Annotated in this window: 22 protein-coding genes; 5 read left to right on the plus strand and 17 right to left on the minus strand. The window is 39.4% G+C overall.

Going from position 1 to position 24,698, the window contains the following annotated elements; all coding sequences use genetic code 11:
- Positions 1-30 precede the first annotated feature (30 nt).
- The 17 genes from hisS to DCO44_RS07245 all read right to left on the minus strand — a co-directional run bounded on the left by hisS (position 31) and on the right by DCO44_RS07245 (position 17,461).
- Entirely contained in the window at positions 31-1,326 is a 1,296-nt protein-coding gene (gene hisS / locus DCO44_RS07160) for a histidine--tRNA ligase (protein WP_116760452.1), read from the minus strand.
- Positions 1,323-2,438 carry a flavodoxin-dependent (E)-4-hydroxy-3-methylbut-2-enyl-diphosphate synthase gene (gene ispG / locus DCO44_RS07165; protein ID WP_116760454.1) on the minus strand — a complete coding sequence of 372 codons (1,116 nt, stop codon included), beginning with the start codon at positions 2,436-2,438 and terminating at the stop codon, positions 1,323-1,325. Before ispG ends, hisS begins: the two co-directional genes overlap by 4 nt.
- A gap of 20 nt (positions 2,439-2,458) precedes the next feature.
- Positions 2,459-3,253: a helix-turn-helix domain-containing protein gene (locus DCO44_RS07170; RefSeq protein ID WP_116760456.1), complete on the minus strand. Its 795-nt coding sequence runs from the start codon at positions 3,251-3,253 to the stop codon at positions 2,459-2,461.
- Positions 3,244-4,059 (minus strand): type IV pilus biogenesis/stability protein PilW, encoded by an 816-nt coding sequence (pilW, locus tag DCO44_RS07175; RefSeq protein ID WP_116760458.1) that lies wholly within the window; start codon positions 4,057-4,059, stop codon positions 3,244-3,246. The genes DCO44_RS07170 and pilW overlap by 10 nt, the downstream gene beginning before the upstream one ends.
- Positions 4,060-4,074: 15 nt before the next feature.
- A complete protein-coding gene (rlmN, locus tag DCO44_RS07180) occupies positions 4,075-5,310 on the minus strand; it encodes a 23S rRNA (adenine(2503)-C(2))-methyltransferase RlmN (protein ID WP_116760460.1) in 1,236 nt (411 codons plus the stop codon).
- A 124-nt stretch (positions 5,311-5,434) separates the two neighbouring features.
- Positions 5,435-5,866: a nucleoside-diphosphate kinase gene (ndk, locus tag DCO44_RS07185; protein WP_004983508.1), complete on the minus strand. Its 432-nt coding sequence runs from the start codon at positions 5,864-5,866 to the stop codon at positions 5,435-5,437.
- 126 nt (positions 5,867-5,992) lie between these two features.
- Complete coding sequence (gene iscX, locus DCO44_RS07190) at positions 5,993-6,193, minus strand: Fe-S cluster assembly protein IscX (RefSeq protein WP_116760462.1); 201 nt, start codon at positions 6,191-6,193, stop codon at positions 5,993-5,995.
- Positions 6,194-6,273: 80 nt separating this feature from the next.
- Positions 6,274-6,825, minus strand: a complete 552-nt coding sequence (locus DCO44_RS07195; RefSeq protein WP_116760464.1) for a phosphatase PAP2 family protein — start codon at positions 6,823-6,825, stop codon at positions 6,274-6,276.
- Positions 6,826-6,853: 28 nt separating this feature from the next.
- The gene (locus DCO44_RS07200; RefSeq protein ID WP_116760466.1) at positions 6,854-8,137 is read right to left on the minus strand and encodes a glycosyltransferase family 4 protein; all 1,284 of its coding nucleotides are present in this window, start codon (positions 8,135-8,137) and stop codon (positions 6,854-6,856) included.
- A gap of 152 nt (positions 8,138-8,289) precedes the next feature.
- The gene (locus DCO44_RS07205; RefSeq protein WP_116760468.1) at positions 8,290-8,700 is read right to left on the minus strand and encodes a hypothetical protein; all 411 of its coding nucleotides are present in this window, start codon (positions 8,698-8,700) and stop codon (positions 8,290-8,292) included.
- A 12-nt stretch (positions 8,701-8,712) separates the two neighbouring features.
- Positions 8,713-11,025, minus strand: a complete 2,313-nt coding sequence (locus tag DCO44_RS07210) for a fimbria/pilus outer membrane usher protein (protein WP_116760470.1) — start codon at positions 11,023-11,025, stop codon at positions 8,713-8,715.
- 18 nt (positions 11,026-11,043) lie between these two features.
- Complete coding sequence (locus DCO44_RS07215) at positions 11,044-11,745, minus strand: molecular chaperone (RefSeq protein WP_171304945.1); 702 nt, start codon at positions 11,743-11,745, stop codon at positions 11,044-11,046.
- 69 nt (positions 11,746-11,814) lie between these two features.
- On the minus strand, positions 11,815-12,333 hold the full coding sequence (locus tag DCO44_RS07220; RefSeq protein ID WP_116760474.1) for a hypothetical protein: 519 nt from the start codon (positions 12,331-12,333) through the stop codon (positions 11,815-11,817).
- An 805-nt stretch (positions 12,334-13,138) separates the two neighbouring features.
- Positions 13,139-13,477 (minus strand): hypothetical protein, encoded by a 339-nt coding sequence (locus tag DCO44_RS16830; protein WP_228157526.1) that lies wholly within the window; start codon positions 13,475-13,477, stop codon positions 13,139-13,141.
- A 646-nt stretch (positions 13,478-14,123) separates the two neighbouring features.
- A complete protein-coding gene (gene ilvC, locus DCO44_RS07235) occupies positions 14,124-15,140 on the minus strand; it encodes a ketol-acid reductoisomerase (protein WP_116760476.1) in 1,017 nt (338 codons plus the stop codon).
- A gap of 105 nt (positions 15,141-15,245) precedes the next feature.
- Positions 15,246-15,737: an acetolactate synthase small subunit gene (ilvN, locus tag DCO44_RS07240; RefSeq protein WP_116760478.1), complete on the minus strand. Its 492-nt coding sequence runs from the start codon at positions 15,735-15,737 to the stop codon at positions 15,246-15,248.
- A complete protein-coding gene (locus tag DCO44_RS07245) occupies positions 15,734-17,461 on the minus strand; it encodes an acetolactate synthase 3 large subunit (RefSeq protein WP_116760480.1) in 1,728 nt (575 codons plus the stop codon). The genes ilvN and DCO44_RS07245 overlap by 4 nt, the downstream gene beginning before the upstream one ends.
- A 626-nt stretch (positions 17,462-18,087) precedes the next feature.
- Between DCO44_RS07245 and DCO44_RS07250 the strand changes: the two genes are divergently transcribed.
- From DCO44_RS07250 to DCO44_RS07270, 5 genes are all read left to right on the plus strand, one after another.
- Positions 18,088-18,468 (plus strand): DUF4124 domain-containing protein, encoded by a 381-nt coding sequence (locus tag DCO44_RS07250; RefSeq protein ID WP_116760482.1) that lies wholly within the window; start codon positions 18,088-18,090, stop codon positions 18,466-18,468.
- Positions 18,469-18,852: 384 nt separating this feature from the next.
- On the plus strand, positions 18,853-21,474 hold the full coding sequence (gene leuS / locus DCO44_RS07255) for a leucine--tRNA ligase (protein ID WP_116760484.1): 2,622 nt from the start codon (positions 18,853-18,855) through the stop codon (positions 21,472-21,474).
- A gap of 163 nt (positions 21,475-21,637) precedes the next feature.
- The gene (gene lptE, locus DCO44_RS07260) at positions 21,638-22,162 is read left to right on the plus strand and encodes an LPS assembly lipoprotein LptE (RefSeq protein ID WP_116760486.1); all 525 of its coding nucleotides are present in this window, start codon (positions 21,638-21,640) and stop codon (positions 22,160-22,162) included.
- Positions 22,163-22,167: 5 nt separating this feature from the next.
- Positions 22,168-23,154 (plus strand): DNA polymerase III subunit delta, encoded by a 987-nt coding sequence (gene holA / locus DCO44_RS07265; RefSeq protein ID WP_116760488.1) that lies wholly within the window; start codon positions 22,168-22,170, stop codon positions 23,152-23,154.
- Between the two features lie 201 nt (positions 23,155-23,355).
- Complete coding sequence (locus tag DCO44_RS07270) at positions 23,356-24,696, plus strand: MacA family efflux pump subunit (RefSeq protein ID WP_116760490.1); 1,341 nt, start codon at positions 23,356-23,358, stop codon at positions 24,694-24,696.
- The last annotated feature ends 2 nt before the right edge of the window (positions 24,697-24,698 follow it).

Raw genomic sequence — 24,698 nt, forward strand, 5'->3', positions numbered from 1 at the left:
ATTACCCTTTTCCTAAATGTTATTTGACTCTTATTTTGAAGAAAATTTTTCGATGAAGAATGGTACGACATCAGCTATTGCGACTTCACACTGCTCTGCTGTCGCCAAAGTTTTGACCAATAGCTGCTGTGCTTCCCACTCGCGCTCACCCAAAATCAAGGCATACAGAGCACCTGACTGATCTGCCTTTTTCATTTGGCTTTTCATTGAACCTTGTGAGCCGACTTTTAAACGCAATGAGCTTTGCGCAGCGTCTAACTGATTACGGAATTGTTCTGCCAATACCAATGCCTTACCTTGAGAAGCAGGATCTGCCACCAAGAAAATCTCGCAATCACGAATTGGAGCCACTTCTTCAACTTGCTCAAGCAACAGTAATAAACGCTCCATCCCCATAGCAAAACCAACCGCAGGTACAGACTGGTCAGCCTTTCCTTTTAACTGTCCAACCAAACCGTCATAGCGACCACCTGCACACACGGTACCTTGTGAGCCTAAATGAGTGGTGGTCCATTCAAATACCGTTTTGTTGTAATAATCTAAACCACGAACCAGTTTCTGATTAATCACAAACTCAACGCCTGCATCGCTTAAATACTGCTGCAAAGTTGCAAAGTGCTGTAAAGTTTCTTCACCCATAAAGTCATGCAATTTCGGTGCATTTTCTAAAATGGCTTGGGTTTTTGCATCTTTAGAATCAAGGATACGCAGCGGATTGGTGGTCAAACGGCGCTGTGAATCTTCATCTAAATCATTTTTATGCGATTCCAAAAACTCAACCAAAGCTGCTCGATAAGCGGCACGCTCATCAGACTCACCTAACGTATTCAATTCAAGTTGAACTTTATCCGCCACCCCCATGCGTTTCCATAGACGTGCCGTCATTAAAATCAGCTCAGCATCCATATCTGGAGTCGCTACACCAAAGGTTTCCACACCAAACTGGTGGAACTGACGATAACGCCCTTTTTGTGGTTTTTCATAACGGAACATTGGTCCGATATACCACACGCGCGGGGTCGCGCCACGGAGCAAATTATGCTCAAGCATGGCACGTACACAGCCTGCTGTTCCTTCAGGACGCAGCGTCAAAGACTCAGGTGGATTGCCTTTGTCTAAGAACGTATACATTTCTTTTTCAACGATATCCGTTGCATCACCAATCGAACGTTTGAACAAATTGGTTTGTTCAACAATAGGCAAACGGATTTGTTGATAACCATAGGCATCCATTAACGATGCTAAATGTTGCTCTAGACGTCTCCATGCAGGTGTTTGCGTTGGAAGAGTGTCATTAAAACCTTTGATTGCGACAATTGAACTCATGATGAACTACGAATGATCTCTTTAGATTTAGCTTCTTCAAGCTCTAGAACACGTTGACGAACCATTGTTTCGATTTCATCAACTAACTGGTTGGTATCAATCAGATGGCTTTTCTCGCCATTACGATACACAAGCGAACGTGGACTTGCCCCCACCACGCCAATATCAGCCTCTTTGGCTTCGCCTGGTCCATTCACTTTACAACCAATGACCGATACGTCCATTGGGGTACGAATGTCTTCCAAACGCTCTTCTAAGGCTTGCATCACTGAAATCACGTTAAATTCTTGGCGTGAGCAGCTTGGGCAAGCAATAAAGTTAATGCCATTTGAACGAAGGCTGAGTGATTTTAAAATATCAAAACCAATTTTAACTTCTTCTTCTGGTTCTGCTGCCAATGAAATACGCATGGTGTCACCAATGCCTTCCATCAGCAATCCACCCAATGCAATGGCCGATTTTACTGAACCTGTACGATAAATACCGGCTTCGGTAACACCTAAATGTAATGGATTATCAATTTGTTGAGACAGCAAACGGTAAGCATCCATGGTCAAAAACACATTCGATGCTTTCACAGAAACCTTAAACTCATGGAAATTCAAACGGTCTAAGATATCAATATGACGCATTGCCGATTCAAGTAGTGCTTGACCTGTCGGCTCACCATATTTCTTTTGAATGTCTTTTTCCAAAGAACCCGCATTCACGCCAATACGCATAGAAATATCATGATGACGCGCCGCAGCGACCACTTCACGAATTTTCGCTTCCGAGCCAATATTACCCGGATTAATACGCAAACAATCCGCGCCCATATCCGCCACTTTCAATGCGATTTTATAATCGAAGTGAATATCTGCCACTAAAGGGACTTGTACGCGTTTACGAATTTCACCAAAGGCTTCGGCTGCTTCCATCGATGGTACAGAAACACGCATAATATCAGCACCGGCATCTGCACAGCGTTGAATCTGGGCAACAGTTGCTTCGACATCACACGTTTCAGTATTGGTCATGCTTTGAATGCTGATCGGAGCATCACCTCCGACGTAAACAGAACCCACACGAATTTTGCGGGTAGTACGGCGTTGAATCGGGTTTACAATCATGATTATTTACTCTGGCACCATTAACGAGATAAACGGAATTCTGCTTTCCCATTTACCGTATATGGTGACAATGAAATCTGCTCATTGTTCAAACTTAATGACACTGCGGCTGCATCATCCAAACGGATTTGGAATGGCGCCTCACCACTTAAGGTTAACGTATTGGCTTGACGACCTGTGGCTAAAACTTTGCCCGCCGAATCCACAATATGAACTGAGGTCGGACGGTTAAAATTCAAGACCAATTGATCACCAGAAACTGCGGTCGCACCACCCATTGACAACACTTCAACTTCAGATTTATTTGCATCTACCGCGCTGCTTTCTGAGTTTGTACCCGATGAACCCCAGTTTTGAATCGTGCCAACAATTGCAGCCAAGATCACTAAGATGATGACTATAATGACAGATCGCTTTAACCACTTACGGTTACGCTCACTGTTTGAACCTGGCAATCTGCCCATAATCTTGATTGGAGAATTATCCAAGGCATGATTAGGCACCATCCCTGTATCATTGGCATAGATTTCATCAAAACGTTGAATCAGTGAGGTTGCATCGACATTTAAATATTTTGCATAAGTGCGATAGTAACCTTTAATAAAGGTCGCTTCTGGCAAAGACTTATATTCATCTTGCTCTAATGCAGTTAAAGTTTTTACAGGAATTTTTAAATCTGCAGCAACTTGACTTAATTCACGTTTTTGAGCAATACGTTTTTGGCGTAAGTATTCTCCAGGACGCTGGACATTTCCTAATCCATTAGGTACTACGCTTGAACCATTCGATTGCGGTGAATTAGGATTTACTTCCATACGGCCTCAGTACTGTACTGTAATTGCAAATAACGTGTGTATTCTTGGCTATCTGGGAACAATGCACGCAGTTGGTTGACTAACACTTGCATACCCATCTGATCGCCATTGGCTCGCGCAATACGAATACCAATCCATAATGCACGCGCACTCTGATTTTTCTGCCCAACCAGACGAACAAACTGTTCATATAACTGTGTCGCAGCAGGAATTTGTTGTCTTAAATAAAATATTTCCGACAACTCTAACATTGAAACATAAGAATTCGGATTCACTTGTAATGCTTGCTTGAATGATTTTTCAGCATTTGCTATATCACCCAACTTTAAGTAAATACGTCCTAAATTCTCCAATGCCTTGAATCGCTGATCATAACCTAAGGTTGAACCAGCAATTGCTAATTGTTCAATCGCTTCATTATAACGCTCTACGACGTATAAATACGTACCATAGTTGTTACGAGCTTGCGCATTTTTAGGATCTGCGGAAATTGCACGTTTAAAATGTGTCTCCGCTTTTTCCATATTCGCAGGGCTACCTTCTTGCTGTAACAACACGCCCATCATCATATTCGCTGTGGAATCTCGTGGTTCCATTTCTAATGCTTGATCGAGCGCGCGTTTTGCCGCATCTAGGTCGCCTTTACGAATATATTCCGCTGCCAATTGAGTTCGCACTTCTACTGCTTTCTCGGGGTCTTTTTTAAACCCCGATGCTGACGAAGTCGTTGTCGTAATACAACCCACTAATGACGCTGAAAGACAAAACATTGTTATACATGCAAATTTGTAGGTGGGTTTACTCAATTAATAGCCCCTTTATTATCCGTTTGAGCGCAAAATCTCATTCCGCTCAGCCACTTTTTTCTTCCACTGCTCTGCGCGACGTGTACGGTCGGCCACCTGACCCACCAACTGTCCACATGCAGCATCAATATCATCACCACGTGTCTGACGAATCGTACACACAAATCCAGCATCAGACAAAGTTTTTTGGAAAGAAATAATACGGTTACGACTTGAGCGCCCGTATGGTGCGTGTGGAAACGGATTAAAGGGAATTAAATTAATTTTACTTGGTAAATTCTTTAACAATTTCAATAGTTGTTGTGCATGTTCAGGTTGATCATTCACCCCATCCAACATCACATATTCAATGGTGACATGACGGCGTGCACTTTCATTACCATCTTTCGCCAAATAGCGCTGACATGCTGCAATCAACTGATCCAACGGATATTTCTTATTAATTGGTACCAATTCATTACGCAATTCATCATTTGGGGCATGTAGCGAAATCGCTAAAGCCACATCAATATCTTGTGCCAACTGATCGATTTTTGGCACGACACCTGACGTTGATAGGGTCACGCGACGTTTCGACATACCATAAGCAAAATCGTCCAGCATCAATCGCATAGCGCTTAAGACCGCATCATAATTGAGTAATGGTTCGCCCATTCCCATCATGACTACATTGGTTACGGTACGTTCACGCTCAGCAACAGGTACTTCTTCCATATAGGAATAGTTTGCCATCCACAATTGGCCAATAATTTCCGCAGGTGTTAAATCACGTTGGAAACCTTGCTTACCCGTAGAACAGAATGAACAATCTAGGGCACAACCCACTTGTGAAGAAATACACAAAGTTTTACGCGCACCTGTTTTATCTTCGGCAGGAATAAGTACGGTTTCAACCAATGAACCAGCACCACCACCTACACGGAATACCCATTTACGCGTGCCATCTTTAGAATAATTACGGTGTACGACTTCTGGCGCTTTAATTTCACATACGCGCTCTAATTTTTCACGCAACTTGCCTGAAATGTTGGTCATTTCAGCAAAATCAGTCACGAAATATTGATGGATCCACTTCATCACCTGTCCTGCACGGAATTTCTTTTCGCCCATAGCTTCAAAGAATTGTTCCAGTTCAAGACGTGACATGCCCAGTAAATTCACTTTTTCCACAGAAGGTTGCTGTGTTGGAGTGGACAAAGATTGTTGCGATTCATCAGACGTTGCAGATGAAACGACCACTTCAGTACTCATGTGTAATTACCTAAACCATGTCGAAGATAGAAAGATATTGCTCAATATTCAAGCAAATAAATTTTAAGAGAATAAAAAAAACCAGATAAGCAGTATAACACTTATCTGGTTCGAATACTGCGAATTAACGAGTACGCGGAGCAATCTCAGTTTGAGCGAAGAAGTAGTTAACTTCACGATCAGCAGACGCTACAGAGTCAGAACCGTGAGCAGCATTTTCGTCGATGCTTACAGCGAAGTCAGCGCGGATTGTACCTGGAGCAGCTTCTTTAGGGTTAGTTGCGCCAAGGATTTCGCGGTGAGCAAGAACTGCGTTTTCGCCTTCAAGAACTGAAACAACAACTGGACCAGAAGTCATGAACGCAACTAAGTCAGCAAAGAAACCGCGTTCTTTGTGTTCTGCGTAGAAACCTTCAGCTTCAGTTTGAGTCAAGTGTTTCATTTTAGTTGCAACGATTTGAAGACCAGCTTTTTCAAAACGAGCAAAGATGTCACCGATGTGATTTTTAGCAACTGCGTCTGGTTTTACGATAGATAAAGTACGTTCAATAGCCATGATTGGCTCCTTAAGTCAAATTAGACGTGAAAATTTTGCCGCATTATACCGAATAATGTGCAGTTATCAGCTTTTGTAATGTAAAAAAACTGGATTTTTTCGATGTGCCGCTAGAAAAATGCTGGATTAGCTGGCTTCGTCAATCCACGCCATTTGAATTGCTTCAAGTAAACCTTCAGTCGACTTCGTTGGATCATCACTAAAGTCAGGCAAAGCACACACCCACGCGTGTAAGTCGGTAAAACGAATCCATTGCGGGTCCACATCTGGATGTGCTTCATATAATTCAATCGCGATATCCATGGTATCTGTCCAACGTAACCCCATGACTGTTCCTAATTTATGCTATGAATCGGCTACTTTAACAAATTTCATCATGTCTGAAAAACTGCTCAGTATGATTTAATCTACAAGACCATGCTAAACATAGGTGCACAGGCAATAATCACTGCGGCAACACTCGCACCTATCACAGCACCAACAGCAACATCACTTGGATAATGTAAGCCTAGCACCATACGGGACAAGGCCACTAACACAGTAAAAGGCAACATTAAGACCAATAAGATGGGCTGAACATAACCAATCACCACACTCGCCATCACTGCATGCAAAGTATGTCCTGATGGAAAACTAAAATGATCCAAAGGACGCTCACAAAGACGAATCACTTGATGCACCTGATAAGGTCGTGGGCGCACCGTTTTAGTTTTGAGAATTTTATAAATGGCCGTACCCAATAAAGAACCCAAAATCAAATACAGCATTTGCAAGCTATAGGACAAACCTTGCAATATCCAAAGGCTCATCAACATGATGTACCAGAAAAAACCATCACCTAATCGGCTAATCAGTTTGAAAAAAAGTGCCACTCGCTCTGAATGGGAAAAATGGTTCAGATATAAACAACCTTTTAAGTCGAGATCGAGTATTTTTATTTTTGCATTCTTAAAATTCATAATTCCTCTCCTCAAGCTTTTGTTTTGCTTACGCGATCATTCGGGTTTCCTTTGCCACCTGATATAGGGCTTGTTCTAGTTGAGTCACGGGATGATGCCAGCCCATTTCCATTACATTCAGACGAGCACTTTGTCCCATACTATTCAGTTGTTGTCGTCTTGGTAAATTCTGCATGTGTCTCGAAAATGCATTGACATCATTTAATGGACTCAGCCATCCTGTTTTGCCCTGTTCAATATGTGCATGAGCACATGCGTAATTATATGCCACAACAGGCAAACCACTCGCCATTGCTTCTAAAACAACGTTACCAAAGGTTTCTACTTGGCTGGCAAATACAAAGACATCTGCACTTGCATAAACACTTGCAAGATTCTTACCAGTTAAACTTCCAGTAAAGATCACGCCATGTGATTCGCCTAAAGTCTCTAGGCGTTGACGGTCAGGTCCATCGCCCGTAATCACCAATTTATAATATTTTTCGCCACGTTGCAGCATACATATATAGTTACGAATCAGTACATCGATTTCTTTTTCGGGTGACAAGCGTCCCACATAAAGCATCACTGTGGTATGACAGTCCGCCCCCCAAGTGCACCGATATGCTTCAGAACGATGTACGGGAGAAAATTGTTGAGTATCTACCCCTCGTCCAACTACAACCAACGGGCAAGTAATTCCAAATTGTTTTAAGGCATTTTGCGTATCTTTACTCGGAACACAGGTCAGTTGGGTATTATTATGAAACCAACGTAAATAATGCTGTATCGGTTTCACCAAAAAAGCCAAATCAAAGAAACGACTGAAATCCTGAAAAGGTGAATGAAAACCACTAGATACAGGAATATTACGACTTTTAGCAGCATGCAAGGCTGTAAGCCCCAATGGCCCTTCCGTCACAATATGTACAACATTCGGCATAAACTCGTCTAAGGCATTTGCTACTTTTAGAAACTGAGGCCAACCAAATTGTAAACTTGGGTATTTAGGAATACTTTGCGCAGTGACCAAACATTCTTTATTTGGGGAAAACTCCACACTTTGCACGGTTTGATTTGGACGAATCAGCAAGATTTTGTGTCCCTGCTTTTGCAGCCCTCTACATAGATGCATCAATGACAAAGCCACTCCATTCACTTCTGGTGGCCATGTTTCTGTGACAATTGCGATTTTTAACCGTGGGCGAACCAGATCATGTAAAACATTTACTTCTTCTTTGCTGTTTTTGTTTTGGTGTAATTTAAAATAAAACTTAAAACTGTCTGGAAAATCTTGTTGTTTTAACAGGCTCGCAGTGGATATGTAAGACATATAACACCTATTGCTTGATTTTCTTTTAGCTTAGAGGTCTTTGTTTACAGTTTGATGATTGTTGTTTGACATTCCCGTGAAATACAAAAGGGAGATAACATTGACCTCCCTTTTGTTGATCATTTACAAAACCTAAAGGCTTTACAACGAAATTAAAAATCCACATTGACATAGATTCGGTCACGATAAACTCCTGCAGGAACACTATATAAAGGATTCTCTTCGAGTTGGGCTGAAATTATATACTTTTGATTAGTTCCTGCTTTTTGTCTCATTTGAACCCCCCATAAATTTTCACTTGCACCTCGAATATTCATTTGGGTTTTAACTTTATAGGGTCCATTCGATACATAACTTGAACCACTCGCATTTAATAAATTCTGACTTCGGAATGAAATCGAATAACTGCGATCACAAGAAACGTTGAAAGATGTGGCTGTCTGACTATGATAGTAGTTGGCTAATTTCATTTCAGGGGCAGAAAAACCGCTGACTGAACATCCTGCTGCATAAGCAGCACTACAACTCATAGAGATTAAGCAAGCTAAAAAAATTGGTTTCATACCAACCTCCTATTACTTACAAACTAAATTGATGACTTGTGCATCATTGCTATTATCAATTTGAGTCTGCGAAATACTGAAAGATGTATTACAAGTTTTTCCCTCCTGCATTGCTAGTTTTAGATCATATTTTACTGGTTTTGAAAGATACAAATAAACTAAACCATTACTATCAATAAAGTAACTTTCATCCTCATTACCATTAAGTTTTACAACTGCCCCAACAGGAAAATTATTATTATTTGAATCTTTTAGATTAACTACAAATTTTTTGGTTTTTGCAACTTTGAAATCTAGAATATAACCTCTTTGATTTAATGCACTTAATTTCTGTACAGGCTGATCAAAGGTATAATCCAAAGGCAACTGATTTTGATCATAAGAAATATCATAATTAATATAAGGAATAATATCATGTACAAAAAGATACCCTTTATCATTCGTCTTACCAACAACTGACAATGACCTTAATACATCGACATCTTTCATACCATCAATATTAACTAAGGAAAAAGCATTATCTACATATTTTGTTGCTGAGAGCTTATTACCCAAAAGAACTGTTGCTCCACGATATTGAGCTTGAGTTACCTTATTATTCGTATATTCATCATAAGATGCTCTAAAATCACCAATATTAGTTTTATACAACCCATAACCATGATAATTAAATTCACTATCAACATTAGAAACAGCAACCGAATAATCTAAACCGTTTTGCAACAAGCTATTTTCAGAATAACTTAATACAGTTTCACCATTATCCGTACTATGCTCTAAATCAATATTCCCTCTATCACCCCAATTGTAACTAAAGACAATATTAAAACTATCATCACCATCTTCAAAATTTTTAAAATAATTTAAACTTGTATACAAATTTTTAGTTAATAGTTTCTGAACACCCATATTTATAATTTTACTATCAACCGATTCAAAACCATCAACTTTATAGTTTTTATTATCAACATAACTCAAATTAAAACCATCAACAAATCTGAGATTAGAGAAGTTTATATAAGCCAGATTAGATATTTTAGTATTAAAATCATATTCATCAAAACCTAACTGTTGAAACTTTTCAGTATAATAATGACTATTTAAACCAAAAGACCAAGTTCCAAAATTTCTGCTCACTGAAGCAGAAGCTGCATGCCCAATATCTCCATTATAATCACTCACGGCATATGCAGTATCAAGTAAAACAAACTTACTTACACCTTGAGTCCACATAAAGCTTATATTACTCACATCTTTTGAGTAAGTTGCATCAAATCCCAAGGTTGTACTTGCAGCAACCCCTCGACGGAAAAATACTTTTGAAAAGAAATCACGATAATCACTATCATCTTCATCATAGTTATATCTTAACTTACCTAAAGAAATATCGTATTCATTTAAACCCACACGCAGTAATTGACTACTAATATAAATAGGGAAACTCTGTACGGTCTGATTTCCCAGAATATCTTGTACAACAACCCTCGCCTCACCTGCTTGGTCAATCGTTGCTCCACTTTGTAAAGAATAATTACCTGGTGTTATCGACTGTTTATATAAGTTTACGCCATTAATATATAAATCTACGGTTGATGGTAATGCAGCACTTCCTTGTAAAGTTGGCATATTCCAATATACAAAATCTGGACGATCTGTATAGTTTGTACCGAAACTGATCCCACCATATCGGAATGAATTTGTTAACGAGTTATAGACACTCGTATTATCCCCAATTCTTAATTTTAAATATTTTTCAGGAAATTCAAGTTCAAACAATGAACTGACACGTAAAAACTGCTTTTCCCCTACATCTGGTGAATCTTTATATAAAATTGCATTATTGAATAACCAGTAATCTTTAAATACCCCAATTTCTGAATAGGCATTAAAATCATTCGAAAAGTCATCTTTAGAATAAAAGAAATCATAATTAATGAACCCCCCAAAATTTGCTCTTGCTGGGGTAACAACTATACTCTCATAATTATTATCTTTAAAATAAGATGCAGGTAAGTCAATTTTAATTACCTGAAGTGCATCATCTTTTTGAAATTTTATATCGGAACCATGCATTAAACAGAAACCATCTTGACCATGGTTCTTTACAAATTTGGAAGGATCAACACCTAATTCGTTTAATGTTTTACATTCTATATATTCACCATCCTTAGTGACTAATAGTACTGTTTCAATATTCCGATCTACGCCATTTAACCAAACATTTACAATTAGTGCCCCTGCATCCCTTTCTGCTAATGAATCAACATTTGCTTGCGCTATCCCGACTGCACTAAAAAAAACAAGAACAACTCTAAAACATTTCATAGAATCACCCTCAGAGATTTAATATTCTAATAAATCTCCATCTTTATCAGTTTTAATTTTCACTTTTATTTTATCATTTGGTTTCTTAGATAAATTACCCAAATCAAATGTATATTTTTGTCCAACAAGTAAATATCGATTAAAGCTTTTCTGCAACAATTCCTTGTTCTGGCTATCTACCAATCGAATATCTGTAATTTGTACATGTGATTTTGCAATATTTTGAATATCGACCATCATATTATTATTTATCGTTTTAAGTTTTACATCAAGATTAGTTTTATCTTGTTTACCTACAAATAAAGGTAATGAAAAGTTAAACTGAAAATTTATTGCCTCATCATCTGCTACTGGGGTAACTTCATTAAAAATAACGCGCCAAGTTTTTTCACGATCTAGCTCATTCCCTGTAAAGGGTTGACTAAACCCAACACGAACAATTTGTTTACTTTCAGGTTTTAACTCAAAAATCTTAGGATTGAATAAAATGTTCTTTTCTTCTTCAAGGACATCCTCTCCTTTTTCATTTTGGCTCCATTTCACAGCAGACAACTCAAAAATTTTAGAACGATCAAAATCAGAACTTTCCACAATGACTGTGGTACTTCTCTGTTGCTTATTTTTATCACCTAAATAAAGTTGTACTGGTGTAAACTTAATTCCCGCAAATAAAAAATTACTTAAGCTACTTAAAATTAAGAATAAAATTATTTTTCTCATATTTATTCCCTTTTAAAATTATTATAGTGGTGCATGTTATGCACATACACCACTATTCCCTATTTTTATTTAGAATGCAACCGCTACTTTATAGGTTCCTTTATAGGTACCCCAATGTGCCATGTCAGACACTGCACTTACAGTTTCTGCTTTCACTGTAAATGTTCTTGTTGATGAGGTATAAGGAAGTACTGCCCCAGTGTAATTAAATAAACCAAGTTTAGTATCAACATTCACTGGAATTTTTTGCGAAGCATCTATTTCATTATCTAAGGTAGATGGTTTAGTGATGTTGAGGCTATATGGCGCATTTGCACGGACATCGAAACCAGATTGTCCACTCCATTTACCACCAATAAGATTTTTTTGCATTACGATTTTTGATTTATCGACATCTAAATCACAATGTTTTTCAACAAATAATTCAATATCAATTTTACCATCACATTTGGTTCCACATCCGTCACGACCTGGATGATGATATCCACCATCACCACCTTTTGCAGCCTCCTCACCATCCGCTAAAACTACTGTCGAACACATACCTAAAATTAATGCTGCCAATGCAGTTTTCACTTGTAATTTCATGGCCCTATCTCCCAGTTTCTTTATTCTTTAAAAAATACATTATTTAAAAACAGCAACTTACATAGGATCACTTGTTATTCTTGAGCCTTTTTCGTAAGTGCATAGTTATCATATTCAATTTCAAAAGGAGCAACTTATATCGTGTTAAATCACGTGAATATTATTATTTTAAACCTAATTCCCAATACAAATTAACATGGCTGTTTTTCAGTTAAATATAAAAAAATGGTGATATTAGTTTTTCTTATTAAACTTTTAATTAAAAGTTCATTTTTCTGATATGAAAAAATAAGTTCATGATTAATAAAAATTTTATATTATTTTTAAATTTACATAATATTACAACAACTTACCTATTACTTACAAAATAATTCATTTTTATGAATCAAATCACATTTTTTATAAAAAACAATAATTAAGATGCAAAATATACCAACAAAAAGATAAATTACACAAATTCCAATATTTATGCTAATAAAGCAAAATCACCAATTATTTAATTAATCTTACAAATCAACTTGTTAGTTTTTAACATTGAATTTACACATACTATGTTCGATATTTTTACCAATATCAGATAAAAAGCTAAACATCAGCTTAAAGATGCAATTTGTTTACCTATCACTTGTAATTTTCATTATTTATACACTTTTATAATCCTCCTCTTTCAAATCATAAGAACGAATTTAATTCAGCACAAAACTCAAATGAACAACTTTTTCCTGTGAAAAATAAACCCTATTTTGCAGGGTTTTAACATTCAGCGTGCAGTATTATCAAGAGAATTATTAGCTCCATTTATCCATCATATTATTTCATGCTTTCTCAGTGACCAACTTTCAATATCCACATCAACACGATGTAAAACAGCCTTACTGGATCGACAATGTGCTTTTAATACGTCAATGCTATCCACTGAGTCAACAGGTCTTTGTGTTCTATTCTGCTGTTTCTTTCGTTGATCCCTATAGCAATTTTCACCTATATAGACTTCAACAAAAGCCTCTTTGGGTATTTCATGTAAATAGATTGGTCTTGTTTCTAATTGCAATCTCTTCCAAGCCTGACCATCTATTATTTGTTCTTTTTTACTCGAATAGTGATATGTAAAATTTGCACTGCTGATATTTTTAACAATACGCACCTCTTCCTCATAAGCCCAACATAAAGACTTATATAAAAATGCATGCTTTAAAAACCTTTCGTATTTTTGTCAATTCATAATTGATGAGTCACCTATTGCCATTAAACCCTCATGACTAATCTCATTTGTAGATTTAGGTGCTGTATTTACATAAATGATCTCTCCTCGATGCGCTGGAATAATATATTGTTCAGCATGTTCAAAACCTGCTTTTCAGTATTAATTCCAATTACCCCCTTCTAACTATTTCTATAATATGACCACATCAGCAGGTTTAATGGTGCACGAGTAAGTGAAAGAACAGCTATTTTCTTGATAAGCGATTACGGCATGCTCTAAAACGAACAGTTTGAGAAATATCACTTTCTGTTAGACCCAATGCAGTAGCCTCGAATGGATCATTAAAATCCTCTAAATGAAAAAATCTAAAGCACCAGTTTCTAAAATTTTTAAACCCACTTCAAAACTGACATATTTATATAAAATCATGATTCTTTTCCAAATAATAAATCTGCGAAAGCATAATTTTTACAGCATATAAATCAGCTAGATCAGAAACTTGGTCCTTTTCTTTATCTACGCTCTAAATCTAAGGCATAAAAAAAGAGGAAAGCATTGCTTTCCTCTTTGTGTAAAGTACAGAACCTTAGTTCTTTTCTTTATCTACGATCTTGTTCGCTTGAATCCAAGGCATCATCGCACGTAACTTACCACCTGTTACTTCAATGCCATGCGCTGCGTTTTGACGACGACGAGCAGTCATTGATGGGTAGTTCAACGCACCTTCGTTAATGAACATCTTCGCGTATTCACCAGATTGGATACGTTTAAGTGCATTACGCATCGCTTCACGAGACTGTTCGTTAATTACTTCAGTACCAGTTACATATTCGCCATACTCAGCATTGTTTGATACTGAATAGTTCATGTCCGCGATACCGCCTTCAAACATCAAGTCAACGATTAACTTAAGTTCGTGCAAGCATTCGAAGTAAGCCATTTCAGGCGCATAACCCGCTTCAACCAAAGTTTCGAAGCCCATTTTAACCAATTCAACTGCACCACCACAAAGAACTGCTTGCTCACCGAATAAGTCAGTTTCAGTTTCTTCACGGAATGAAGTCTCGATAATACCCGTACGACCACCACCTACGCCTGAAGCATAAGAAAGTGCTAGGTTACGTGCATTACCAGATGCATCTTGATGAATTGCGATTAAGTCAGGAACACCTGAACCACGTTGGTATTCAGAACGTACAGTATGACCTGGTGCTTTTGGAGCAACCATGATTACATCAAGGTCAGCACGTGGAACAACTTGGTTATAAAGTACAGAGAAACCATGAGCAAATGCTAATGTCGCGCCTTGTTTGATGTTTGGCTCAATCACGTCACGGTAAAGTTGTGATTGGAACTCATCTGGAGTCAAGATCATGACTACGTCAGCTTGTGCTACAGCAGCAGGAACTTCAGCAACTTTAAGACCCGAATTTTCAGCTTTTTTCCAAGAAGTAGAACCTGCGCGTAAACCAACAGTTACGTCTACACCAGAATCTTTAAGATTAAGCGCGTGTGCGTGACCTTGTGAACCGTAACCAATGATCGCTACTTTCTTAGATTGGATGATAGATAAGTCGCAGTCTTTATCGTAAAAAATTTGCATTGCTGTCTCCGCTAAAATGCTTGATATTCTGTAATTCCATCAAGAGATTTGTTTTTGATGAAATCCTCCTCTTTTCTCAAAAGGAGGTTGAATCGTGTTAAATAATTAAATGGTTAAAACTTTTTCGCCACGCGCGATGCCTGAAACACCAGAGCGTACAACTTCAAGAATGGTATTCTCTGCTAGAGCATCAATAAAACCATCAATTTTTTCAGTCGTACCCGCGATTTGAATGGTATAAGTCGTTGGGGTGACATCAACAATTTGCGCACGGAAAATGTCCGCAGTTCGTTTAATTTCAGCACGCGCCGAACCGAGTGATTTGACTTTAATCAACATCAATTCACGCTCAATGTGCGCACCTTCAGACAAATCAACCACTTTCACCACTTCAACCAATTTGTTGAGTTGTTTGGTGATTTGTTCAATTTTATGGTCATCACCATAAGTCGTTAATGTCAAACGAGATAAGGTCGGGTCTTCAGTTGGCGCAACGTTTAAGGTCTCAATGTTATAATTACGTTGAGAAAATAAACCCACCAAACGAGAAAGCGCACCAGCTTCGTTTTCTACAAGGACAGAGATAATATGTCTCATGACGTGCGCTCCCCTTTACCTAACCACATATCTTTCATCGACTGACCCGCAATAAGCATTGGATAAACATGCTCGGTACGGTCAACCATGACATTAATAAATACGCATTTATCGTTAATCGCCATTGCTTCAGCAAGCTTCGACTCTAACTCATCCGCATGGTCAATTTGGATACCAACGTGACCATACGCTTCCATCAACTTAGAAAAATCAGGCAGCGACTCTACATAAGAACTTGAATGACGCCCTTCATAGTTCATGTCTTGCCATTGTTTTACCATACCCAAAGCGCGGTTATTCAAGCAGAGAATTTTTACATTTAAGCCATATTGCTTACAGGTAGAAAGTTCTTGAATACACATCTGAATTGATGCTTCGCCCGTAATACACACCACTTGCTGGTCTGGGAAGGCTAATTTGGCTGCCATTGCATAAGGCAAGCCCACACCCATCGTCCCTAAACCACCCGAGTTAATCCATTGACGTGGACGTGTGTATTTATAGTAAAGCGCACCAAACATCTGATGCTGACCAACATCCGACGTAATAATCGCTTGGCTATTGGTAATTTTATCCAATGCTTCAACTACTTGCTGTGGCTTCATTGAACCATCGGTTGGTTTGTCATAATTCAAACCATGTACTTTGCGCCATTCATTGATTTGCGACCACCAAGCTGCAATCACTTCAGGATTTGGCTTAGACACATTCATTTGTTTTAGCTGTGCCAACATTTCCTGAAGAACAGGCTCTACCGCACCCACAATTGGAATATGCGCAATAATGGTTTTTGAAATCGTCGCTGGGTCGATATCAATATGAATGACTTTGGCATTTGGACAGAATTTTGCAGGATTATTGGTTACGCGGTCATCAAAGCGCGCGCCTACACACAAAATCACATCCGCATTGTGCATGGTCATATTCGCTTCATACGTACCATGCATGCCCAACATTCCGATGAACTGCTCATCATTGCCCGGGAAAGCACCTAGACCCATTAAAGTATTGGTCACTGGATAGCCCAGTAAGTGTGCCAATTCAGTTAATAAAGCTGATGCATTACCTTGAACGACACCACCACCTGTATAAATGACAGGACGTTTCGCATTAATCAGTTCATCAATCGCTTTACGAATTTGACCAGAGTGACCACGATGCGGTGGTTGATAAGAACGCATCTTCACTTTTTCTGGATATTCGTAGGCAAACTTTTCTGCTGGGTTGGTTGCATCTTTCGGAATATCAACGACAACTGGGCCTGGACGACCAGAAGCTGCGATATAGAATGCTTTTTTGATAATTGCAGGAATTTCACTCGCATGACGCACTTGGAAACTGTGTTTCACGATTGGACGTGAAATACCGACCATGTCTGTTTCTTGGAATGCATCTTCCCCAATTAAATGCGAAGCCACCTGACCAGACAAAATCACCATTGGGATTGAGTCCATATAAGCAGTTGCAATTGGAGTAACGGTATTGGTTGCGCCTGGGCCTGAAGTGACCAGTACTACACCCGTTTTACCCGTAACGCGCGAATAGGCATCTGCCATATGACCAGCAGCTTGCTCATGACGTACGAGATAATGATTGATTTTGTCTTGTTGAAAAAGCGCATCGTAAATGTGTAAAACTGCGCCGCCTGGGTATCCAAAAACATGTTCAACGCCTTCGTCCGCTAATGCGCGAACAAGCATTTCACCACCAGATAAAAGTTCCAACGTGATTCACCCTAATCTTTTATCACCGCTTGATGGGAGACATCAGCAGTGTTCATTCATTAATTGTCTGCACTGTTATAGCACACATATTTCATAGTTTTCATGGCAATAGGAAAAAAATCCGATCCGTTTGCTGTTTGAGCAATATGGGATCTAAAACATGTTGGGATAAACATATTTTTATTTGCTTTGTTCACCATCTCGGCTAGAGATGACGCCCATTGCATGACGTAACACTTCTTCGAAGGGTGATCGAGAGAAGGCACATAAAACTAAAGACAGCATTTTTCTTGTTTAATCCCGTATTGTCAAGTTGAAAAATCAGCTTTTTTTTGATTATTTACAGACCGTTTATTTTTTAAACAAAATGTGGTTTTTTGTGCACTCAATCAAGCATTCAATAAATTATGTAGAATCTTCACTAAATCCCACCTATCTCTATAATTTATCGACATTAAATGTATATATTTTTAAACGTTTAAACACTAGAATTGCTTGTTCATATAGAAAATCAACCTATACTATTTTGCACACGTCATCTTCTGTTCTGGAATCTATAAATTTACTTTTACGACGACTTTACAGACAAAACATCTTCGCAGAGAAATAAAACAGGACAAAATCTTATGTCACTTCCATTTCATTTGATCAGCAGTGTAGCGTTCACTTGTGCCTTGTTATATTCGAGTACATCACTTTGGGCTAAAGATTATTACAAATGGGTTGATGCGAATGGCTCAACGCATTACACCACTACACCCCCACCGAAAAGTGCGCAAAAAAAAGGGAAAATTCAAACTTATGGTTGGACAAATTCATCATCATCTCAATCAACAACTGAAGCTGAGCCAATAGCAAAAGAAGCTGCTAAAACCGCTCAACAAGCTGTTGCAGAAAAAACTACACCAGCAGTCTCAACAACGCCATCTCTTCCATCAGCAGCGACTCCAACTCCCCCACCAATGGTGCCTGAATCTAACAAGAGAACCCCTTTAAAAGACGACTAATTACCATTTTTTCTGATCTTCAAATGAGCGAATCAGATGATAACTTTAGTCATCATCTGATTCGCTCAAGCATGTATTCAATAGAATGATTGCCGTACACGTACAAAAAACAATGCACGAATATAGAAAGGAAAAACAAACATATCTATACAGCGATATATTTAGCGCTCTCACCCAAACAAGGTTAAAGGCCTGCATTGAATCAGCCTTTTCACAAAAGAAAGAGAAATTAACCAATTCAAAAAACTCATCCTATTAAATAGATATTTGAGAAATTTTGGTTGTGCATATTGCAAGATAAAACCCCATCTAAAAACTGACATTGCACCCAATTTTGCGCTATGCTGTGCAGCAAACTTTTAACCGTTGTTCCTAAATACGTTTATGACTACTCATATTGACCCTGAATATCAAGCTAGTGCGATTGAACCCTCTGTCCAACAAGACTGGGAAAATCGTAAAGTCTTTAAAGTTGCCGACACTGTCGAAGGTCCTCATCGTTACATTCTGTCGATGTTCCCTTACCCAAGTGGCAAGCTGCATATGGGTCATGTGCGTAACTATACCATTGGTGACGTCATTAGCCGTTTCCACCGTTTAAAAGGCGAAACTGTATTACAACCAATGGGTTGGGATGCGTTTGGTTTACCTGCTGAAAATGCGGCGATTGCCCACCAAGTTGCACCTGCAAAATGGACTTTTGAAAACATCGCTTATATGCGTGACCAATTAAAAAAATTGGGCTTGTCTGTAGACTGGGATCGTGAATTTGCAACCTGCACACCAGAATACTACCATTGGGAACAATGGTTATTTGTTCAGCTTTATAAAAAAGGCCTGATCTACCGTAAACTTTCAACCGTAAACTGGGATCCGGTTGACCAAACAGTTTTGGCAAACGAACAAGTTGAAAATGGTCGTGGCTGGCGCTCAGGTGCATTGGTTGAAAAACGTGATATTCCAATGTACTACTTCCGCATCACCGACTATGCGCAAGAATTGTTAGACGATTTAGATACCTTAAAAGATGGTTGGCCACAACAAGTCTTGACCATGCAACGTAACTGGATTGGTCGTTCTACAGGAATGGAAATTACGTTCCCTTCTGCGAACACTGAAATCTATGCTGACGGCTTAACTGTTTATACAACACGTGCTGACACGCTTATGGGTGTGACTTATGTTGCTGTTGCAGCAGAACACCCGCTTGCGCTTAAAGCTGCTGAAAATAACCCTGAATTGGCTGCATTCATCGAAGAATGTCGCATGGGTTCAGTGGCTGAAGCGGACTTGGCAACAGCCGAGAAAAAAGGCATGGCAACAGGCTTGTTTGTAAAACACCCTGTAACTGGTGAAGAGCTTCCTGTCTGGATTGCAAACTACGTATTAATGTCTTATGGCTCTGGCGCTGTTATGGCTGTGCCTGCACATGACGAACGTGATTTTGAATTTGCTAACAAGTTCAACTTATCAATCAAACAAGTGATTGATGCTAAAGGCGCTGACGATGCAGACTACTCTGCAACCCAGTGGCAAGAATGGTATGGCTCAAAAGAAGGTAAACTGGTTAACTCTGGCGAGTTCGACGGTTTAGCATTCCAAGCTGCGTTTGATGCTTTCCTTGCAAAATTAGAACCACAAGCTTTAGCAAACTCAAAAGTTCAATTCCGTTTACGTGACTGGGGTGTATCTCGTCAACGTTACTGGGGTTGTCCAATTCCAATGATTAACTGTGATACTTGTGGTCAAGTCACAGTGCCTGAAGATCAACTTCCTGTTGTATTACCAACTGACGTGGTGCCAGATGGTTCAGGCAACCCGCTTAATAAAATGCCTGAATTCTATGAAACTAAATGTCCTTGTTGTGGCGGCGATGCACGTCGTGAAACCGATACTTTAGATACTTTCGTAGAGTCATCTTGGTACTATGCACGTTATGCTTCTCCAGACTTTACTGGCGGCTTGGTAAAACCAGAAGCAGCGCAATCTTGGTTACCAGTCAATCAATACATTGGTGGTGTTGAACACGCGATTCTGCATTTATTGTATGCACGTTTCTTCCACAAATTAATGCGTGACGAAGGCGTTGTACAAGGTAATGAGCCATTTACCAACTTGCTCACTCAAGGCATGGTGCTTGCAGATACGTTCTACCGTGAAGCAGAAAATGGTAAGAAAACTTGGTTTAACCCGGCTGATATTGAGTTAGAACGCGATGAAAAAGGTCGTATTCTTTCTGCGAAATACTCAGGTGATGGTCAAGAAGTTGTCATCGGCGGACAAGAAAAAATGTCTAAGTCGAAAAACAACGGGATTGACCCGCAAGCGATTATTGACCAGTACGGCGCTGATACAGCACGTGTATTCATGATGTTTGCTGCACCACCAGATCAGTCATTAGAATGGTCGGATGCAGGTGTGGAAGGTGCAAACCGTTTCTTGAAACGTGTTTGGCGTTTGACGACTGGTTTCCTTGAAAAAGGTCATCAAGCCACTGCAATTGATACAGCAACGCTGTCGAAAGATGCGCAAGACTTACGTCGTAAAACGCATGAGACCATTCAAAAAGTGGGTGATGACATCGAACGTCGTCATGCGTTTAATACGGCAATTGCAGCATTGATGGAATTACTCAATGCCAGCAACAAGTTCGAAGCGAAAGATGATAACGATGTTGCGGTAGCACGTGAAGCCATCATCACCTTGTTGACTTTACTTGCACCATTTGCCCCACATTTAAGTCAAACTTTATTGACTCAGTTTGGGATTGAATTGACACAAAGCCTATTCCCTGTTGTCGATGAATCTGCATTAACGCGCAATACGCAAACGATTGTGGTACAAATCAATGGTAAATTGCGTGGCAAATTAGAAGTGTCTGTGGATACATCAAAAGATGAATTATTGGCACTTGCGAAAGCCTTACCAGAAGTACAACAATTCTTAACAGGTCCAACCAAGAAAGAAATTGTGGTTCCAAATAAATTAGTGAATTTGGTGGTTTAACTTAATCTCCCCTAACCCCTCTTTCAAAAAGAGGGGGAAACGAAAAGGAATAAACAAAACCCAAACAAAGCCCGTTTTAATTTAACGGGCTTTGCTACTAAAATCAGATCAGTCCAATCAATTTGTATTACCCTGCTGAGTCAGCATTTACAGAGGAAAACACATGCATTTAGGCAAACGTTTCGCAACTCTTATTTTAACTTGCGGTCTAGGTGCAGGTTTAATCGGCTGTGGTTTTCATTTGAAAGGAACCCAACCTTCTGCGAATCCAGTGGCATATGCACAGATGAGTTTATCTTTGCCTAAAGACACGGAAGAATTAGAAGAAAAATTATCTATTTATTTAGGTGCTGCCAATGTTCAACTCAGTAACAGCCCCAATGCTTACCGTTTACATGTGTATAGTTATACGCCTGTTCGCCAAGAGCTACGTGGTAAACTGATTGAAACCTTACTGCGCTTGAATGTCACCTTCCGTATTGAAGATGCTCAAGGCAATCCTGTGACTGAAATGCGTACCGTGACTGCATCACGTAGCTACCAATATAATTTGGCAACGGTCAACACCGATGACCAAGAAGAAAAATTCTTAAAAGATGTGCTTGTAGATGATGTTGCACAACAAATTGTGCGCCAAATTTCATCGAATCGGTTACCTAAAGTTACTACTACAACAACACAACCTTAATTGTTATGAAACTCGACTATTTGCAGGCCCTTAAACGCATTCCAGAAGCACGTGGTGCATGGGTGCTGCATGGTCAAGAACCGCTGCTCGAACAGAATCTACTCGATGCCTTTCGTAAAAGCTGGCATGAACAAAATATTGAACGTCAACGCTATGACATATCCAATGTGAGCGATTGGAAAACGGTTTTCAATGCCTTGAACAGTTTGTCTTTATTCTCTACGCAACTCGCAATTGAGGTGCATGGCAACATCAAACCTGATGCCAATGGCATTAAATTACTCACCCAATATCTGCAACACAATGAACAGAATTTATTGTTGATTGTGATGCCGAAGCAAGACAGCAGCAGTTTAAAATCTGGCTTCTTTAAAGTGATTGATGCCAATGGAGTAAATGTCAACTTAACTGCCCATTACCCACAAGATCGACAACGGATTTTGGCGGTTGAAGCGGAAAAACTTGGAATTGAATTGGCCAATAATGCATGGCAATGGCTTGAACAGCATCACGAGCATAATTTACTGGCAGCAAAGAACAGCCTAATGCGGGTACGGGATACTTTTCCTGATTTAGCACAAATTGGTATAGAACAACTTTTTGCCTGCTTACAAGACCAATCACGGTATAGCACCTTTGATTTAAGTGATGCCTTACTCGAAGGTAACTTTGCTCAAGCCGTGAAAATTTACCAATATCTATTGGCTTCGGGCGAACCGATGAGTTTATTGCTATGGAGCATTAGCAAAGAGATGCGCCTTTTGATGCAGCTTTTTGAGCAACCGCAAAATGCCTTGCAACTCGGGATATGGAAAACCAAAGTCAGCCTTTACCAACAAGCCTTACGCCGCCTCAATCCAAAACAATTCCTCACGTGGCCTACACTTTTATTAAGAATAGATGCATCAATTAAAGGTTTGGGTCAGGAAAACCCTGAACAACTGATTCTACAAGCAATTGCGATGCTCTGCGGACGGCAGCTTTTTCACTAATCTCGCTCTTTTTAGTATGTCGACCTGTTGAAATACCATCAGCAAATTGGGGTGTTTTACATAATACTGATGAAATGTCGGTTCATTGTGATTTGAAACCTATAAAAGAATAATTATCATTTATGAAATGATCAAAAATCCACGATTTATCCGCATTTAACTTTTATACTATATATGATTGTTTTTTACTCCTTGACTCCTATGCCAAAAATAAAATCTTTTAAAATTATTATCGTACTGCTCTGTATTGCTTTACTCGCTTATTTGGCTTGGAGCTATTTCAAACCCAAACAAGAACAACCACAATATATTACCGAAAGCGTGACACGCGGTGATCTTGAAAATACTGTATTGGCAACAGGAACTTTAGATGCGACCAAACTGGTCAGTGTCGGTGCGCAGGTGTCAGGGCAAGTACAAAAAATGTATGTACAGTTAGGCGATGAAGTCAAACAAGGGCAACTGATTGCGCAAATTGATTCCACCACACAAGAAAATAGCTTTAAAACGGCTGAAGCCAACATCAAAAATTTAGAAGCTCAACGCTTACAACAAGAAGCCAATCTCAATGAGGCACATCTGGCATATAAGCGTCAACAACAAATGTTTGCTCAAGATGCAACCTCTAAAGCGGAACTTGAGTCTGCGGAAGCAAGCTTTAAAACTGCACAAGCACAAATTAAAGCCATTGATGCACAGATTGAATCTGCAAAAGTCACCAAATCTACAGCGCAAACCAACATCGGTTATACCCGTATTCTGGCACCAACTGATGGAACAGTGGTTGCGATTGTGACCGAAGAAGGTCAAACCGTAAATGCCAATCAAAGTGCACCGACCATTGTCAAAATTGCCAAATTACAAAATATGACCATTAAGGCACAAGTCAGTGAAGCCGACATTATGAAAGTCGAAAAAGGCCAACAGGTTTACTTCACGACTTTGGGTGATGACAGCAAACGTTATGCCACCCTTCGTCAGATTGAACCTGCGCCCGACTCGATTAGTAGTGACAGCAGTACCAGTACCTCAAGCTCATCAAGTACAGCCATTTACTACAATGCTTTATTTGATGTGCCAAACCATGATGGCAAACTGCGTATTGATATGACCGCACAAGTCTATATTGTGCTCGATTCTGCACAGAATGCACTTCTGCTTCCTTCTTCAGCCATTTCTAATCGCCCTGCAAACAATAAGCAAAATAGTGCTGCCAAGGCACAAGCAGCATCCGCTGTTGAAAGCAAACCTGACTCAGACCGTACACAAGCGCCTAAGCTTGAACGTCTGAATTTAACCCCTGCCCAGCAACAACTGATTAAACAAGGTAAAGCCAGCTTAAGTGTGGTCCGTGTATTACAAGCCGATGGTTCAGCACAACCGAAACAGGTCCTGATCGGGATTAATAACCGTGTGAATGCACAAGTTTTGGCAGGTCTAAAAGAAAATGATCAAGTGGTGATTGCAGACAGTTCTGATACCTCAGCGGCCTCAGCCAACAGCAGCAATAAACGTCGTAATGGTCCACCAATGGGAATGTAAGC

The organism is Acinetobacter sp. AM, assembly GCF_003105055.1.
In the GTDB taxonomy this organism is placed as follows: domain Bacteria; phylum Pseudomonadota; class Gammaproteobacteria; order Pseudomonadales; family Moraxellaceae; genus Acinetobacter; species Acinetobacter tibetensis.